The sequence below is a fragment of the Variovorax sp. SRS16 genome (assembly GCF_901827165.1).
GTDB lineage: Bacteria > Pseudomonadota > Gammaproteobacteria > Burkholderiales > Burkholderiaceae_C > Variovorax.
This window is the reverse complement of sequence record NZ_LR594666.1, coordinates 2,833,001-2,847,641: the sequence shown is the minus strand read 5'-3', so window position 1 is coordinate 2,847,641 and position 14,641 is coordinate 2,833,001. Positions and strand designations below refer to the sequence as shown.

Genomic DNA, 14,641 nt, shown 5'->3' with positions numbered 1-14,641 from the left:
CGGCTGTCGCTCTACCCTCTACCATAGCCAGGTCGACATCGACGCGGGACGCCTGCCGGCCCGGGTGCGTACGCCGCTGGATTTTCCGGTCACGCAGCTCGCCGGCCATCGACATGGAGGTTTATGAAGGAAGTTCCAGAGGCCATCGTGTGCCAGGGTTGCGACGCCGTCTGGCGCCGCACGCCGCTGCGTCCGCGCGAGGTCTCGCACTGCGCGCGCTGCGGCACCGAACTCGACCGCCATCCGGGCGACCAGAGCACGCGCGTGCTGCCGCTCACGGTCGCCAGCCTGATCCTGTTCGCCATCGCCAACCTGTTCCCGATCGTCGAGATCGAACTGCAGGGCCTGAGCAGCCAGACCACGCTGCTCGGCGCCGTGATGGCACTGGGCAGCGAAGGCATGTCGCTGGTGGCGCTGCTGGTGCTGGCCACCACCATCCTCTTTCCGCTGCTGCAGCTGTGCATCCTGTTCTACCTGCTGGTGCCGCTGGCGCGGGAACGCCGGCCGGCCGGCTTCGGCCTGCTGGTGAGGGGGCTGCAGGCCCTGCGTCCGTGGGGAATGATCGAGGTCTTCCTGCTCGGCGTGCTGGTGGCAATCGTCAAGCTGGGCAGCATGGCCAAAGTCCTGCCGGGTCCGGCGCTCTGGGCCTTCATGGGCCTCACGGTGCTGCTGACGGCGATCCTGTCCTTCGATCCGCGCACGTTCTGGGAAATGGCCTTCGGGCCGAAGACGGAGCGGCGCGAATGAGCGATGGCCCCACGCATGTCACGACGGCGGCGCAGCTCGGGCTGATGAGCTGCCGCCACTGCGGCACCGTGTGGCAGGGCGCCGCCGAAGGCGCAGCCTGCGGGCGCTGCGGCACGCGCCTGCACATCCGCAAGCCGCACAGCATCCAGTTCACCTGGGCATTGCTGATCGCGGCCGCCGTCATGTACCTGCCGGCCAACCTGCTGCCGGTGATGATCACCCGCAGCCTGTTCGGCGCGCAGTACGACACCATCCTGAGCGGCGTGATCTACTTCTGGGTCTCGGGTGCCTACGGGCTGGCCGCCATCGTCTTCGTCGCGAGCTTCCTGGTGCCGCTGTTCAAGCTGAGCGCGCTGACGCTGATGACCCTCATGGCCCAGCGGCGAAGCGACTGGCGCCAGCAGGAGCGCGCGACCCTCTACCGCATCCTCGAGGTGATCGGCCGCTGGTCGATGCTCGACGTGTTCGTGGTGTCGCTGCTGGCGGGGCTGGTGCGCATCCAGGGCTTCGCCGAGGTCACGGCGGGCGTCGGCATCGCGGCCTTCGGCGCGGTGGTGGTGCTGACCATGCTGGCCTCGCTGAGCTTCGATCCGCGGCTCAGCTGGGACAGCGCGCCCGTGGCGCAGGACGCCATGAACGCGGCCGGAATCAACGAAACCGAAAGAACCGCATGAGCGACGAAGACAAGACGACACAGGCCGAGCCGCCGCTGCTCGGGCCGGTCATCGCGCGGCGGCGCGACTGGGTGCCCTCGCTGATCTGGCTGATTCCCATCGTGGCGGCCATCGTCGGCGTGTCGCTGATCGCGCGCATCCTGATCGACCGCGGGCCCGAGATTCAGCTGAGTTTCAAGACCGCCGAAGGCCTCGAAGCCGGCAAGACGGCGGTCAAGTACAAGGACGTGCAGATCGGCACGGTGCAGTCGATCCGGCTGGCCGACGATCGCTCCGAGGTGCACGTGCAGGTGCAGCTCAAGAAGGAGGCGAAGAGCTTCACGGCGCGGGACACGCGCTACTGGGTGGTGCGGCCTCGGCTCGACACCTCGGGCATCTCCGGCCTCAACACGCTGCTGTCGGGCGCCTACATCGGTGCCGACGCCGGCAGCTCCGACGAGACCGCCGACGAGTTCCAGGGACTCGAGGTGCCGCCGATCGTGACGCGCGATGCGTCGGGGCGGCAGTTCCTTTTGCGTGCGCGCGACGTCGGCTCGCTCGACATCGGCTCGCCGGTGTATTTCCGGCGCGTCAAGGTCGGCCAGCTCGCAGCCTACGAGCTCGACGGCGACGGCCGCGGCGTGACGCTGCGCGTGTTCATCAACGCGCCCTACGACAAGTTCATCGGCGCCAACACGCGCTTCTGGCATGCGAGCGGCGTGGACGTCGAGCTGAACGCGGGCGGCCTCAGGCTGCGCACCCAGTCGCTCGTGAGCATCCTGCTGGGCGGCATCGCCTTCCAGTCGCCCGACGACGAGATGGGGCCGGTCGCGCCCGAGAACACCGCCTTCGCGCTGGCCGATGACGAGACCACCGCGATGAAGGAGCCCGACGGGCCCGCGCAGAACCTGCTGCTGTACTTCAACCAGTCGCTGCGCGGCCTGTCGCCGGGCGCGGCGGTCGACTTCCGCGGCGTGGTGCTGGGCGAGGTCAAGTCGATCGGCGTCGAGTTCGATCGCAGCGAGCGCGAGTTCAAGATGCCGGTGCTGGTGCAGGTCTACCCGGACCGCCTGCGGCGCCAGGCGCACAACATGCCGGCCGACCTGAAATTCACGGCGGCGGAACGCTTGCAGTTCCTGGTCGGCAAGGGCCTGCGCGCGCAGCTGCGCACCGGCAACCTGCTGACCGGCCAGGTCTATGTCGCGCTGGACTTCTTTCCGAAGGCCAAGCCGGCCAAGGTGGACATCGCGCAGAACCCGATCGAACTGCCGACCGAGCCCAACAACGGACTGGACGAGATCCAGTCGCAGGTGGCCGAGATCGCGACCAAGATCAACAAGGTGCCCTTCGAGCAGATCAGCGCCGACCTGCGCCGTGCGCTGGGCACGCTCAACACCACGCTGGTCAGCGCCGAGCAGCTGACGAAGAGCCTCAACAACGACGTCGCGCCGGAGATGACCGCCGCGATGAAGGACGTGCGCAAGACGCTCGACTCGGCCCAGAAGACGCTGGACTCGGCGGGCAGGGCGGTCGCCGAGGACGCGCCGCTGCAGCAGGACCTGCGCCAGACGCTGCAGGAACTCACGCGCGCGGCCGGCTCGCTGCGCGTGCTCACCGACTACCTGGAACGGCATCCCGAATCGCTGCTGCGCGGCAAGCCGGAGGACAAGCAGAAATGAAAGCCATGCTCTCTCGCGCCGCGGCGCTGATCGCCGTGCTGGTCCTGGCGGCGGGCTGCGCCAGCCCGCCGCCGCAGTACTACAGCCTGGCCGACGACACGCTGCGGCCCGCATCCGCCCCGGCCGCAGCCGGCGCTGCGCCGCTCTTCATCGAACTCGCGCCGGTGGCGATGCCGGAACGCCTTGCGCGCCCGCAGATGGTGGTGCGGCAGAAGGGCGCGGCGGACAGCCCGCAGGTCGACATCCTCGAGGAACATCGCTGGTCGTCCTCGTTCGAGAACGAGCTGCGCGATGCGCTGGCCAGCGGCATCGCCGGGCGGCTCGGCGCGGTCGATGCCACCAGGTCTGGGCTGGCGCGCGGCCGGCCGGTGGTCCGCATCGCGGTGCAGCTGCGCCAGTTCGACGCGGTCGAGAACAGCCGCGTCGATGCCGGCTTCAGCTGGACCGTGCGCCGTGCGGACGAGGGTCCGTCGACCACCTGCCAGCTGTCGCTGTCCGAGCCGGTCGATCGCGGCCTCGATGCGCTGGCGGCGGGCGCGCAGCGCGTGACGGCGAAGCTGGCCGATGCCATTGCGCGCAGCGTGTCGGCGATGTCTTCGCAGCCGGCGGTGGCATGTCCCGCCTGATCAACGAACCGGGTGCCGTGAACGGCATCGGCTTCGCGCTGTTCGACACGGCCATCGGGCCATGCGGCATCGCATGGGGCGCGCGCGGGTTGGTCGGCGTGCAGCTGCCCGAGGCCGACGAAGCCGCCACGCGGCGCCGCATGAAGGGGCGCTTTCCCTTGCTGCCCGAACTGCCGCCGCCGGCAGAGGTGCAGCAGGCGATGGCCGCGATCCGCGCGCTGCTCGACGGCGAGCCGCGCGACCTGATGGAGATCGTGCTCGACGTCGAGCACGTCAGCGAATTCCACCGGCAGGTCTACGCGATCGCGCGCCGCATCCCGCCCGGCCAGGTCCGCACCTATGGTGAGATCGCGCTCGAACTCGGCGACAAGGGCCTGTCGCGCGCGGTCGGCCAGGCACTCGGGCTCAATCCTTTCGCGGCGGTCGTGCCCTGCCATCGCGTGCTGGCGGCCGGCAGCAAGTTCGGCGGCTTCTCGGCCCATGGCGGTGCGGCGTCGAAGATCAGGATGCTGGCGATCGAGGGAGCGCGGCGGGACAGCGAGAGCGGGTCGTTGTTCTAGGGGTGGTCACAAACCGTGACCACCTGGCCGACCCGCACCTAATCCGAGAACCAGTCACCCGCCGAGCGCCCCTGGTCCGGCCCCAGCATCGAGAACCCGCCATCGACCGGAATGTCCGCACCGGTGACGAAACGCGCGGCGTCGGAGCACAGGAACAGCACGACCTTCGCCACGTCCTGCGCATCGCCGGCCCGCCCCAGCGGATGAAAACGCGCCGCGACGGCGTCCGCGTGCGCGCGATCGCCGCCCGCCATGCGCGAGAGCGCATCCGACCAGGTCCAGCCGGGCGACACCGAGTTCACGCGCACGCGCCGCGGCGCGAGGCTTGCGGCCTGGTTGCGCGTCAGTTGCAGGATCGCGGCCTTGGCGGCCGGGTAGAGCGCACGGCCGACCGTGCCGAACTTGCCGCCGACGCTGCCGAAGTTGACCACCGCGCCGGCCTGCCGCGCCAATTCATCGGCCGCCTTCTGCACCAGCATCGCACCGGAGACGAGGTTGACATCGAGCGCGCGCAGCCACTCGGCGCGCGTGGCTTGCATGCCGCGGTCGCCGTACAGCACCGCGTTGTTGACCACGAAGTCGATGCGGCCGCCGACGTGCAGCGCCTCGGCGATCAGCGCATCCAGCGCCGCATCGGACGCGATGTCGCAAGCGACGAAGCGGCAGCGCGGCCCGAGCGATGCGTGCAGCGCGCGGCCGCGATCGACGTCGATGTCGGCGGCGATCACCTGCGCGCCGGCCTCGACCAGGGTGCGCGCGATCGCACTGCCGAGCATGGCGGCGGCGCCGGTCACGATGGCGAGCTTGCCGTCCAGCCTCATGCGTGCGCCGCCATCTGCTTCAGGGCCTCATCGACGCTCACGATGCTCGCCAGCATCGAAAGGGTTTCGAGGCTGGCCTCGTGCAGATGCCGTTTGGCGGTGCTGCACGCGTCGGCCACCACCGCGACGTCATAGCCGAGGTCGCTCGCATGGCGCGCGCCGTGCTCGACCACGTAGTTGGTCGCGATGCCGGCGACATAGAGCCGCGTGGCGCCGGTGCGCCGCACCACCTCGTCGAGATCGGTGGCCCAGAACGGGTTGTCGCGCTTGTGCGTGACCACGGCCTCGCCGGGCAGCGGCGCGAGCGCATCGAAGAAGGCCGAGCCCCAGTGGCCTTCCTGCACCGCGCCGCCTTGCGCCGTGCGGCGGAACAGCTCGCAGTTGACGAGGCAATCCGAATAGTCGGGCGCGAAGGCGATGCGCACCGAGATCACCGGCACGCCGTGCTCGCGCGCACCCTGCATCAGCCGCAGCGCCGCGTCGATGAGCTCGCTGCGCTTCGGATCGTCGGCCGCGATGCCGACCCGCACCTTGCCCTCGGGATGCAGCACGTCGTTCTGGTAATGCATGGCCAGCAGCGCGGCTTTCACAGGAACACCTGCAGCGCCTCGTGCGGCGCATCGCAGTTGATGAGGTCGACGCGCTTCATGCGGATGCGAAAGTCGTCGCCCTCGCGCTGCAGCGTGTGCAGCACCGTGCCGCCGAACATGCGCTGCTCGAACTTGCGCCATTCGAGCAGATGGAAGGTCGAATACACCACCAGCGCCGCATCCTCCTGCGATTCGAGTGCGATGTTGCCGATCACGTGGGCCGTGCGCGTGGCGGGCTGCTGCGAATAGGCGCGCGCCTGTTCGAGCCGGCGTGCGCGCACCGAGCGCTGCATGCGGTCCTCGCAGAACAGCGAGGCATGGTTGACATGGTCGGTCTGGCCCTTGACCAGCGGCACCCAGTAGAGCCCGTCGGGCGTGAACAGGTCCTGCCACTCGGCCCAGCGGTGCTCGTCGAGCAGGCGCGCCTCGTGGTGCAGGAACTGCGTGATCTGCTGCTGCTCCTGCCAGCTCGCGAAGTTCATGACGCTTCTCCTGCATCGCGCATGTAGCCGGCCCAGGCCTGGAACATGTTGCGCATCGGCATCTCGCTGTTGCCGTTGGAGGCGCGGCCGCCTTCGATCGGCTGCTCGCGGCCGGCGGCGCGGTGCAGGCTGACCCAGTCGCCGCCGTCGGAGCCCAGGCCTTCCTGCACGCGGTTGTAGGCCTCGAGGTCGTCCGGCATCACGTTGGAGGAGGGCGAGTTGACCACGTTGGTGTACTTGAGCGCGCGCTGGAAGGTCGCGTCGGGCGCGCCCTTGAGCCGGAAGGTGAAGATCTCGACCAGCGTGCGGTCCACCGCCAGCGGGCGGATCACGCGGATCTGCTGGAAGGAGGTGTGCGGCGAGCAGCTCGGGTAGACGATGGTGTTGTGGCGGTTCACGCGCAGGATCTGATCGGCACGCGCCTCGCCCTGCTTGTCCTTGAGCGCCGCGACATAAGCCAGGCTGACCGGGTCGGTCGGCGGCGTGAAGATGCCTTCCATGTAGCCATGGCCGCGGTCGTAGCCCTTGAGTTCGAGCTTCTCCCAGAACTCCAGCGGCTCGCCGTTGCCGTCGACGATCACGATCTCGAAGGGCTTGGGCGTGCCGGGTGGCATGGATTCGTACTCTTCCTTGGCCGCGCGCCAGGAGGATTCGTGCGTGGCGACGGCATGCAGGGTGTCGTGCAGGTTCTCGAAGAAGATCTTCCAGTTGTTGCGCTGGATCACGCGCTGCACGCCGCCGGCCACTTCGACCTCGCCGTCGGGCGCGCGGTCGCAGAAGTTGTCCAGCGAGGTGGCGACGCCGCCGAGGAAGGTCTCCAGGTCCGGGCCGTCGGCCGCGAGACTGGCGAACACGAAGCCGCGATAGCTCGCCACGCGCGCGGCCTTGCGCACCGAGAACTGCGGGGCCTGGAGGTCGAGCGCGGTGTCCTCGTAGCCGCTGCGCAGCGGCACCGACAGCAGGGTGCCGTCGCAGTGGTAGGCCCAGCCGTGGTAGAGGCAGCGCATGAACTTGCCGACGCTGCCGCTGCCTTCGGGCACGATCCGCGCGCCCTTGTGTGCGCAGCGGTTGTAGAGCACCTGCACCGAGCCGTCGGTGTGGCGCAGCATCACCATCGGCTCGCGGCCCAGGCGCGTGGTGAAGTAGTCACCGGGCTTCGGCACCTGGCTCTCGTGGCCCACATAGAGCCAGGCCCGGCCGAAGAGGCGGTCCATCTCCAGCTCGTAGATCGCGGGGTCGGTGTAGACGCGCTTGTGCACGCGGTCGGGCTGCACGAGTCGGCTCGGGTCGATGTCCATGGCGTCGGCTTTCAGGTCAAAGGTGAGCTTTGGCTGTGACTGCAGCGTGCATCTTGCCAAAACCCGCGAAGCGCGTCGCTTAACGGGCGGCTAAGGCGACCTTCATCGATCGCGAATGGCCAATCGGCGCATGCGGCTGCATACTTTTCATATCGGCATCACGCCACACTACACCACATCACGCCATGCCATCCTCCCGCGCCGAATCGGCGCCATCGACCGACGCCTGGAAGGACTGGGTAGGCCGCACCGAGCAGCGCACCGACATGGCCAGCGCCGCGTCGGCCGCGGCGCTGGCAGCGACACTCGACCGCGAAGACCCGGGGCTGCTGCCGGGCAGCGCGCTGCCGCCGCTGCGCCACTGGCTGTACTTCACGCCCCGGGCGCGGCAGAGCGAGATCGGCGATGACGGACACGAGAAGCGCGGCGGCTTCCTGCCGCCGGTGCCGTTGCCGCGCCGCATGTGGGCGGGCGGCAGCCTGCAGTTCGACCATCCGCTGCGGGTCGACGACGAGATCACGCGCGCGTCGCGCATCGTCTCGATCGATGCCCGGAAAGGACGTTCGGGCGAACTGGTCTTCGTCAAGGTGCTGCACCGCATCGCCAATGCCGAGGGCACCGCGGTGACGGAAGAGCACGACATCGTCTATCGCAGCGCACCGGTGCCCGGCGCGCCCGAACCCGCGCCCCTTGCGGCGCCCGCCGACGAGGCCTTCTCGCGCGAGATCCGGCCCGACCCGGTGATGCTGTTCCGCTATTCCGCGCTGACCTTCAATGGCCACCGCATCCACTACGACCGCGACTACGTGACGCGCGTCGAGGGCTATCCGGGCCTGGTCGTCCATGGCCCGCTGATCGCCACGCTGCTGCTCGACCTGGTCGACCGCGAGCGGCCGGATGCGCGCGTGCACCGCTTCAAGTTCAAGGCGGTGCGGCCGCTGTTCGACATCCATCCCTTCACCGTCTGCGGACGCCCCGACGGCGAAGGCCGCCTGGCGCTGTGGGCGCGCGACCACCAGGGCTACCTCGCCATGCAGGCCGAAGCCGAACTCCTCTGACCCGACCACGAAGACACGCATGCCCTCCCACGCTCCCGACCGCCACGCCGAAATCCGCGATGCGGTGCGCGCCCTGTGCGCCCAATTCCCCGACGAATACCACCGCAAGGTCGATGCCGAGCGGGCCTATCCCGAAGCCTTCGTCGATGCGCTCACCCGGGCGGGCTGGCTGGCGGCGCTGATCCCGCAGGCCTACGGCGGCTCGGGCCTGGGCCTGACCGAGGCCTCGGTGATCATGGAGGAGATCAACCGCAGCGGCGGCAATTCCGGCGCGTGTCACGGGCAGATGTACAACATGGGCACGCTGCTGCGCCACGGCTCGGAAGCGCAGAAGCGGCAGTACCTGCCGAAGATCGCGAGCGGCGCGCTGCGCCTGCAATCGATGGGCGTGACCGAGCCGAGCACCGGCACCGACACCACGAAGATCAAGACCACCGCCGTGAAGAAGGGCGACCGCTACGTGGTCAACGGCCAGAAGGTCTGGATCTCGCGCATCCAGCATTCCGACCTGATGATCCTGCTGGCGCGCACCACGCCGCTGGCCGAGGTGAAGAAGAAGTCCGAGGGCATGTCGATCTTCCTGGTCGACCTGCACCAGGCGATCGGCAACGGCCTGACGGTGCGGCCGATCGCCAACATGGTCAACCATGAGACCAACGAGCTGTTCTTCGAGAACCTCGAGATCCCGGCCGAGAACCTGATCGGCGAGGAAGGGCAGGGCTTCAAGTACATCCTCGACGGCCTCAATGCCGAGCGCACGCTGATCGCGGCGGAATGCATCGGCGACGGCTACTGGTTCATCGACCGCGTGACCAAGTATGTCAACGAGCGCATCGTCTTCGGCCGGCCGATCGGCCAGAACCAGGGGGTGCAGTTTCCGATCGCCGAGGCCTACATCGAGGTCGAGGCGGCGAACCTGATGCGCTGGAAGGCCTGCGAGCTCTTCGATGCGCACCAGCCCTGCGGCGCCGAGGCCAACATGGCGAAGTACCTGGCGGCCAAGGCCTCGTGGGAGGCCGCCAACGCCTGCCTGCAATTCCACGGCGGCTTCGGCTTCGCGCACGAATACGACATCGAGCGCAAGTTCCGCGAGACGCGGCTCTACCAGGTGGCGCCGATCTCGACCAACCTGATCCTTGCCTACGTTGGCGAACACATCCTCGGCATGCCAAGGAGTTTTGGATGAAATGCAATGAAGGCACTTGAAGGCATTACCGTCGTCGCGCTTGAACACGCGATCGCCGCGCCGTTCTGCACGCGGCAGCTGGCCGACCTGGGCGCGCGGGTCATCAAGGTCGAGCGGCCCGGGGTCGGCGACTTCGCGCGCGCCTATGACCAGCGCGTGCGCGGCCTGGCCTCGCACTTCGTGTGGACCAACCGCTCCAAGGAAAGTCTCGCGCTCGATCTCAAGCACGCGCGGGCGCCGGAAGTTCTAGCTCGCCTGCTGGCGAAGGCGGACGTGCTGGTGCAGAACCTCGCGCCGGGCGCCGCGGCGCGCATGGGCTTGTCCTTCGAGGCGCTGCACGAAAAATACCCGCGCCTGATCGTCTGCGACATCTCGGGCTACGGCGACGACGGCCCGTACCGCGACAAGAAGGCCTACGACCTGCTGATCCAGAGCGAATCCGGTTTCGTCTCGACCACCGGATCGGCCGACGAGCCGGCCAAGGCCGGCTGTTCGATCGCGGACATCGCAGCCGGCATGTACGCCTATTCGAACGTGCTGGCGGCCTTGATCGAGCGCGGCCGCACCGGCGTCGGCAAGCACGTCGACGTATCGATGCTCGAGAGCATGGTCGAGTGGATGGGCTACCCGATGTACTACGCCTTCGAGGGCGCCGCGCCGCCGCCGCGCGCGGGCGCGGCGCACGCCACCATCTATCCCTACGGACCGTTCCCCACCGGCGACGGCAAGACGGTCATGCTGGGCCTGCAGAACGAGCGCGAGTGGCAGGCCTTCTGCGACCGGGTGCTGTGCCGGCCCGAACTCGCCGCGGACGAACGCTTCTCGTCCAACGCAAGGCGCACCGCGGCGCGCGAGGCGCTGCGCGCGATCATCGCCGACGCCTTCGCCGGCATGACGGCCGCAGAGGTCGTGGCGCGGCTGGACGACGCCTCGATCGCCAATGCGAACGTCAACCAGATGGCCGACGTGTGGGCGCATCCGCAGCTGCAGGCGCGCGGGCGCTGGGTCGAGGTGCAGACGCCGGCAGGCGCCGTGCCGGCGCTGCTTCCGCCCGGCATGCGCGATGCGGACCAGGTGCGCATGGACGCCGTGCCGGCGCTGGGCCAGCACAGCGAGGCCCTGCTGATGGAGCTCGGCTACACGGGCAGCGACATCGAAGGCCTGCGTGCCCACAAGGCGATCTGACATGGAGACTCTCGTGACCTCATCGAATCCCGGCGAAAGCCTGGCGCACTTCGCCGCGACCCTGCGCATCGACGCCATTCCGCAGCCGGTGCTGCGGCGCGCCGAGGACCTGATGCTCGACTGGTTCGGCTCCGCGCTCGCTGGCAGGAATGCGCGGCCGGTCGAATCCATCGTGCGCTTCATCGAGAGCATGGGGCCGGCCGATGGACCCAGCGAGGTGCTGACCAGCCGCAGGCGCACGAGCCCGCTGGTCGCCGCGATCGCCAACGCGGCCTCCTCGCATTTCGCGGAACAGGACGACGTGCACAACGGCTCGGTGTTCCATCCCGCGGCGGTGGTGTTCCCGCCGGCGCTGGCGGTGGCGCAGGCCGTCGGTGCCAGCGGTGCCGAACTGCTGGTGGCCGTGGTCGCCGGCTACGAGGTGGGCATCCGCGTCGGCGAATTCCTCGGGCGCTCGCACTACCGCACCTTCCACACCACGGGCACTGCCGGCACCTTCGCGGCCGCGGCGGCCGTCGGCTCGCTGCTCGGGCTGACACCCGGGCAGATGCTGCACGCCCTCGGCTCCGCGGGCACCCAGTCGGCGGGTCTCTGGGAATTCCTGCGCGATGCGGCCGATTCCAAGCAACTGCATACCGCGCACGCGGCGGGCGCAGGCCTCACGGCGGCCTACCTGGCGCGCGATGGCTTCACCGGCGCGCGGCGCATCCTCGACGGCATGCAGGGCATCGCCGCTGGCATGTCGAGCGATGCCGATCCGGCCCGATTGGTCGACGGCCTCGGCACGCGCTGGTGCCTTGCCGAGACCTCGTTCAAGTTCCATGCCTCGTGCCGGCACACGCATCCGGCCGCCGACGCGTTGCAGCAGGTGATGCGGCGGCATTCGCTCGCCGCCGGCGACGTGCGGCGCGTGACCACGCTCGTGCACCAGGGCGCCATCGACGTGCTCGGCCCGGTGACGGATCCGCAGACGGTGCACCAGGCAAAGTTCTCGATGGGCACGGTGCTCGGCCTGGTGGCCGTGCACGGACGGGCGGATCTGGATGCGTTCGATGCGCACTACCGCGATCCGGCGGTGACCGCCTTCCGCGATCGGGTCGACATGGCGCTGGACGCGGAGGTGGACGGCGCCTATCCCGCGCGCTGGATCGGCAAGGTGGTGGTCGAGACCCGCGAAGGCGGCCGCCTCGAAGGCCGCGTCGACGAGCCGAAGGGCGACCCGGGCAACACGCTGTCGCGCGACGAGATCGAACAGAAGGCGCTGCGGCTCGCGCTCTACGGCAAGGCCGCGAGCGCCGAGGAAATGCGGCAGGTGACCGAGCGCATCTGGTCGATCGCGCATGCGGCGTCGGTGCAGCACTTTCTGGCAGCGCACGGATGAACGCGAGCGTCACCCTCCGGGTGGCGTGATCGGTCGCTGCGCAGAACTAGCGCCCTGCCAGCGTGGCAGAGGGCGACTCTCCGAACCGTTGGCGATAGGCGGCCGCGAACATGCCGAGGTTGACGTAGCTCCAGGCTTCGGCCACATCGCGCACCGTGGTGCCCGCCGACGCCACGAGCAGTGTGCATCTGCTGCCGCCAAAGCGTCAGCAGATGCAGGCCGATCGACTCCTCGAGATGTCGGCCCAGCGGTCCGTGCTCGACCGCGTCGGGCATCTCGGTGATGCAACGGCACACGTAGGACAGCAGGCTGATCCAGCTCGATTGCGCACCACCGAAGCGGAACTTGTGCGTCCACATGCGTTCGTCGGCCGGCTGGCCGAACCAGCGCTCGTGCAGCGCAGCCATCGCGTCGTGCTGGAACGTCAGGTTCACCTGCAGGTGATCCCGGTCGGCGTCCAGCCAGTAGTGCGTGCGCGAGTTGTCGACGAGAAAGGCCTCGCCGACGCCGGTGTCGCTGTGTTCCCGCCCGCTGGACCAGTGCCGGATCGCGTCGAGCACGGAGTCGGGTGTCCTATACGACCCCACCGGCGCGGCGTTGCAGGGCATGTAGACCTGTCGGCACCAGTGCTGCACCTCGTCCCAGTCGGTCGACACCACCAGGCGGTGGCGCGTGCTCGGTGCACCCGTGGCATCGGTGACCAGGACGTTGCGGATCGCTTCCATCTCGACGGCCTCCTCGTGATGCGCGAATGCCCCGGTGGGGAGCGGCTCAACGGTGAGTGTAAAGGGGGCCGAAGATGCGTTCGGCCATGACGGCGCCCAGGCGCTGGCCGCGATGCTGTTCGACGATGCGCCCGAGCCAGTCGATGTTCACGCCATAGGTCCAGGCCGCGCCGGGGTCGTGCAGCAGCACCGTGCGGATCGAGTCGAAGTTGCAGGCCACCACGGTCGGGATGCCCTTGGCAGTGCGGTACTTCAGATCAGCACCTGGAGCTGGTCGATCTCGGGGACGTATTTGCCAGCGGGCTCGTCCAGCCGGATGCGCCCTTCCTCGACCAACTGCATCACGCAGGTGCCCGTCAATGCCTTCGTGGTCGAGAAGATCGCGAACACCGAGTCGGTGGTCATCGGCCGGTCCTGGCCGAGCTCGCGGGTGCCGACGGCGCCTTCGTAGAAGTTGGCGTTGCGGTCGCTGACCATGGCCACCACGCCAGGGGCGCCACCGTGGCGCTGGGTGGTCTGGGCGAGGACAGCGTCCAGCATGGGCCTGATCGTGGAATTCGTCATCTGTGGTCTCCTGTGAATCGCGTTGAGCCAGTCGGGTCGATTCCAAGGGGCCGCCGGCTGTGGCGAATCTAGGCCGCCGCGCCGCAAAGAGTTGTCCGGATCTGGCGAGCCGCTGTCTCGCGCTGGCAGGAAATGGCGCGATCGCGGCCGCGCTCAACGCCGGAGTGGAGGCGCTTCGCCGTCGTCGCGCGCGGTCGCGGCGTCAGCCGCCAGCAGGTCCATCAGGTCGCGCGCGAAGGCGGGCAGCGAGGCGAGGCTGCGCACGCAGATCTTCAGTTCGCGCAGCGCCCATTCGTCCCGCAGCGGCACCGTGCGGATGTCGAGCCGCTGGGCATGGCGCATCGCCACCGCGTGCGGCATCACGCCGACGCCGGTGGCCGCCTCGATCATCCGGCAGGCCGATTCGAAGTTGCCGACCTGGATGCGCAGCGGAAAAGGGCGGTTGAGCGCTTCGCAGATCCGCCGCAGGAAGCCGTGGATGGCCGCGCCCTCGTGCAGGCCGATGTGCTGCAGCTCCAGCGTCTCCTCGAAGTACACGCCCTGCGAATCCGCCAGCGCATGGCCGGCCGGCACGACCAGCACGAGCCGGTCGATGCGAAAGGGGATCACATGCAGCTTTTCCGTGCGCACGTCGCCGGCGACGATGCCGATGTCGGTCTGGCCTTCGCCCACCGCCTTGACCACGTCGTGGCTCAGGTGTTCCTTGAGGTCGATGTTGATGTCGGGATGGGTGTGCAGGTAGGTGCGCAGCACCGCCGGCAGGAACTCCATGGCGGTGGTGTTGGCGAAGACCCGCAGGTGCCCTTTCACGCCCTTTGCATACTCCAGCATGTCGCCGCGCAGATGGTCGACCTGGCCGCGCAGCAGCCTGGCGTGGTGCACCAGCGCATCGCCGGGCGGCGTGAGCGTCACGCCCTGGCTGGTGCGGTAGAACAGCTTGACGCCGAAGCTCTCCTCCAGGTTCTTGATCCGCGTGCTGGCGGCTGGAACGGAGATGTGCAGGGCCTGGGCGCCCTTCGTGAGGCTGCCGGTTTCGGCAATGTGGACGATCAGCTGCAGGTCGACCAGATCAAAATGCATCGGCAT

Annotated in this window: 17 protein-coding genes; 9 read left to right on the top strand and 8 right to left on the bottom strand. The window is 68.8% G+C overall.

Annotation, left to right across the window (positions count from 1 at the left end):
* Positions 1-123 precede the first annotated feature (123 nt).
* The 5 genes from E5P2_RS13845 to E5P2_RS13825 are packed head-to-tail and all read left to right on the top strand — an operon-like array spanning position 124 to position 4,265.
* Positions 124-747, top strand: a complete 624-nt coding sequence (locus E5P2_RS13845; RefSeq protein WP_162567719.1) for a paraquat-inducible protein A — start codon at positions 124-126, stop codon at positions 745-747.
* Positions 744-1,421 (top strand): paraquat-inducible protein A, encoded by a 678-nt coding sequence (locus E5P2_RS13840; RefSeq protein ID WP_162567718.1) that lies wholly within the window; start codon positions 744-746, stop codon positions 1,419-1,421. Before E5P2_RS13845 ends, E5P2_RS13840 begins: the two co-directional genes overlap by 4 nt.
* Positions 1,418-3,079 carry a PqiB family protein gene (locus tag E5P2_RS13835; RefSeq protein WP_162567717.1) on the top strand — a complete coding sequence of 554 codons (1,662 nt, stop codon included), beginning with the start codon at positions 1,418-1,420 and terminating at the stop codon, positions 3,077-3,079. The genes E5P2_RS13840 and E5P2_RS13835 overlap by 4 nt, the downstream gene beginning before the upstream one ends.
* Positions 3,076-3,705, top strand: a complete 630-nt coding sequence (locus E5P2_RS13830) for a PqiC family protein (RefSeq protein ID WP_162567716.1) — start codon at positions 3,076-3,078, stop codon at positions 3,703-3,705. Before E5P2_RS13835 ends, E5P2_RS13830 begins: the two co-directional genes overlap by 4 nt.
* Positions 3,693-4,265, top strand: a complete 573-nt coding sequence (locus E5P2_RS13825) for a methylated-DNA--[protein]-cysteine S-methyltransferase (RefSeq protein ID WP_162567715.1) — start codon at positions 3,693-3,695, stop codon at positions 4,263-4,265. The genes E5P2_RS13830 and E5P2_RS13825 overlap by 13 nt, the downstream gene beginning before the upstream one ends.
* Positions 4,266-4,303: 38 nt before the next feature.
* Here the strand turns inward: E5P2_RS13825 and E5P2_RS13820 are convergent, their stop codons facing one another.
* Genes E5P2_RS13820 through E5P2_RS13805 form a run of 4 tightly spaced genes read right to left on the bottom strand, consistent with a single transcriptional unit; the run spans position 4,304 to position 7,456 of the window.
* The gene (locus E5P2_RS13820; RefSeq protein ID WP_162567714.1) at positions 4,304-5,086 is read right to left on the bottom strand and encodes an SDR family oxidoreductase; all 783 of its coding nucleotides are present in this window, start codon (positions 5,084-5,086) and stop codon (positions 4,304-4,306) included.
* Positions 5,083-5,676: a cysteine hydrolase family protein gene (locus E5P2_RS13815; RefSeq protein WP_162567713.1), complete on the bottom strand. Its 594-nt coding sequence runs from the start codon at positions 5,674-5,676 to the stop codon at positions 5,083-5,085. The genes E5P2_RS13820 and E5P2_RS13815 overlap by 4 nt, the downstream gene beginning before the upstream one ends.
* Positions 5,673-6,158 (bottom strand): aromatic-ring-hydroxylating dioxygenase subunit beta, encoded by a 486-nt coding sequence (locus tag E5P2_RS13810; RefSeq protein ID WP_162567712.1) that lies wholly within the window; start codon positions 6,156-6,158, stop codon positions 5,673-5,675. The genes E5P2_RS13815 and E5P2_RS13810 overlap by 4 nt, the downstream gene beginning before the upstream one ends.
* Positions 6,155-7,456: an aromatic ring-hydroxylating dioxygenase subunit alpha gene (locus E5P2_RS13805; protein WP_162567711.1), complete on the bottom strand. Its 1,302-nt coding sequence runs from the start codon at positions 7,454-7,456 to the stop codon at positions 6,155-6,157. Before E5P2_RS13805 ends, E5P2_RS13810 begins: the two co-directional genes overlap by 4 nt.
* 185 nt (positions 7,457-7,641) lie before the next feature.
* On the opposite strand from E5P2_RS13805, the gene E5P2_RS13800 reads away from it, so the two are divergent.
* The 4 genes from E5P2_RS13800 to E5P2_RS13785 are packed head-to-tail and all read left to right on the top strand — an operon-like array spanning position 7,642 to position 12,266.
* The gene (locus E5P2_RS13800; protein WP_162567710.1) at positions 7,642-8,514 is read left to right on the top strand and encodes an FAS1-like dehydratase domain-containing protein; all 873 of its coding nucleotides are present in this window, start codon (positions 7,642-7,644) and stop codon (positions 8,512-8,514) included.
* A 19-nt stretch (positions 8,515-8,533) separates the two neighbouring features.
* Positions 8,534-9,700 (top strand): acyl-CoA dehydrogenase family protein, encoded by a 1,167-nt coding sequence (locus E5P2_RS13795; protein WP_162567709.1) that lies wholly within the window; start codon positions 8,534-8,536, stop codon positions 9,698-9,700.
* 6 nt (positions 9,701-9,706) lie between these two features.
* Positions 9,707-10,885, top strand: coding sequence for a CaiB/BaiF CoA transferase family protein (locus tag E5P2_RS13790; protein WP_162567708.1), 1,179 nt, complete (start codon positions 9,707-9,709; stop codon positions 10,883-10,885).
* A 1-nt stretch (position 10,886) separates the two neighbouring features.
* Positions 10,887-12,266 carry an MmgE/PrpD family protein gene (locus E5P2_RS13785; RefSeq protein WP_162567707.1) on the top strand — a complete coding sequence of 460 codons (1,380 nt, stop codon included), beginning with the start codon at positions 10,887-10,889 and terminating at the stop codon, positions 12,264-12,266.
* On the opposite strand, the gene E5P2_RS38290 is transcribed toward E5P2_RS13785, so the two are convergent.
* The 4 genes from E5P2_RS38290 to E5P2_RS13770 form a co-directional block, all read right to left on the bottom strand.
* Positions 12,161-12,991, bottom strand: a complete 831-nt coding sequence (locus E5P2_RS38290) for a hypothetical protein (RefSeq protein WP_332107545.1) — start codon at positions 12,989-12,991, stop codon at positions 12,161-12,163. The genes E5P2_RS13785 and E5P2_RS38290 overlap by 106 nt on opposite strands.
* Positions 12,992-13,037: 46 nt before the next feature.
* The gene (locus tag E5P2_RS37745) at positions 13,038-13,214 is read right to left on the bottom strand and encodes a serine hydrolase (protein ID WP_232080697.1); all 177 of its coding nucleotides are present in this window, start codon (positions 13,212-13,214) and stop codon (positions 13,038-13,040) included.
* A 29-nt stretch (positions 13,215-13,243) separates the two neighbouring features.
* Positions 13,244-13,555, bottom strand: a complete 312-nt coding sequence (locus E5P2_RS37740) for a serine hydrolase domain-containing protein (protein WP_232080696.1) — start codon at positions 13,553-13,555, stop codon at positions 13,244-13,246.
* Between the two features lie 153 nt (positions 13,556-13,708).
* Positions 13,709-14,641, bottom strand: a complete 933-nt coding sequence (locus E5P2_RS13770) for a LysR family transcriptional regulator (RefSeq protein ID WP_162567705.1) — start codon at positions 14,639-14,641, stop codon at positions 13,709-13,711.

Bases quoted from the DNA above. Each gene is read 5' to 3' on its own strand.
- E5P2_RS13825 (WP_162567715.1), top strand. From the start codon at position 3,693: ATGTCCCGCCTGATCAACGAACCGGGTGCCGTGAACGGCATCGGCTTC.
- E5P2_RS37740 (WP_232080696.1), bottom strand. From the start codon at position 13,555: ATGACGAATTCCACGATCAGGCCCATGCTGGACGCTGTCCTCGCCCAG.
- E5P2_RS13835 (WP_162567717.1), top strand. From the start codon at position 1,418: ATGAGCGACGAAGACAAGACGACACAGGCCGAGCCGCCGCTGCTCGGG.
- E5P2_RS13770 (WP_162567705.1), bottom strand. From the start codon at position 14,641: ATGCCGATGCATTTTGATCTGGTCGACCTGCAGCTGATCGTCCACATT.
- E5P2_RS38290 (WP_332107545.1), bottom strand. From the start codon at position 12,991: ATGGAAGCGATCCGCAACGTCCTGGTCACCGATGCCACGGGTGCACCG.
- E5P2_RS13805 (WP_162567711.1), bottom strand. From the start codon at position 7,456: ATGGACATCGACCCGAGCCGACTCGTGCAGCCCGACCGCGTGCACAAG.
- E5P2_RS13830 (WP_162567716.1), top strand. From the start codon at position 3,076: ATGAAAGCCATGCTCTCTCGCGCCGCGGCGCTGATCGCCGTGCTGGTC.
- E5P2_RS13800 (WP_162567710.1), top strand. From the start codon at position 7,642: ATGCCATCCTCCCGCGCCGAATCGGCGCCATCGACCGACGCCTGGAAG.
- E5P2_RS13845 (WP_162567719.1), top strand. From the start codon at position 124: ATGAAGGAAGTTCCAGAGGCCATCGTGTGCCAGGGTTGCGACGCCGTC.
- E5P2_RS13785 (WP_162567707.1), top strand. From the start codon at position 10,887: ATGGAGACTCTCGTGACCTCATCGAATCCCGGCGAAAGCCTGGCGCAC.
- E5P2_RS13795 (WP_162567709.1), top strand. From the start codon at position 8,534: ATGCCCTCCCACGCTCCCGACCGCCACGCCGAAATCCGCGATGCGGTG.
- E5P2_RS13790 (WP_162567708.1), top strand. From the start codon at position 9,707: ATGAAGGCACTTGAAGGCATTACCGTCGTCGCGCTTGAACACGCGATC.
- E5P2_RS13840 (WP_162567718.1), top strand. From the start codon at position 744: ATGAGCGATGGCCCCACGCATGTCACGACGGCGGCGCAGCTCGGGCTG.
- E5P2_RS13820 (WP_162567714.1), bottom strand. From the start codon at position 5,086: ATGAGGCTGGACGGCAAGCTCGCCATCGTGACCGGCGCCGCCGCCATG.
- E5P2_RS13810 (WP_162567712.1), bottom strand. From the start codon at position 6,158: ATGAACTTCGCGAGCTGGCAGGAGCAGCAGCAGATCACGCAGTTCCTG.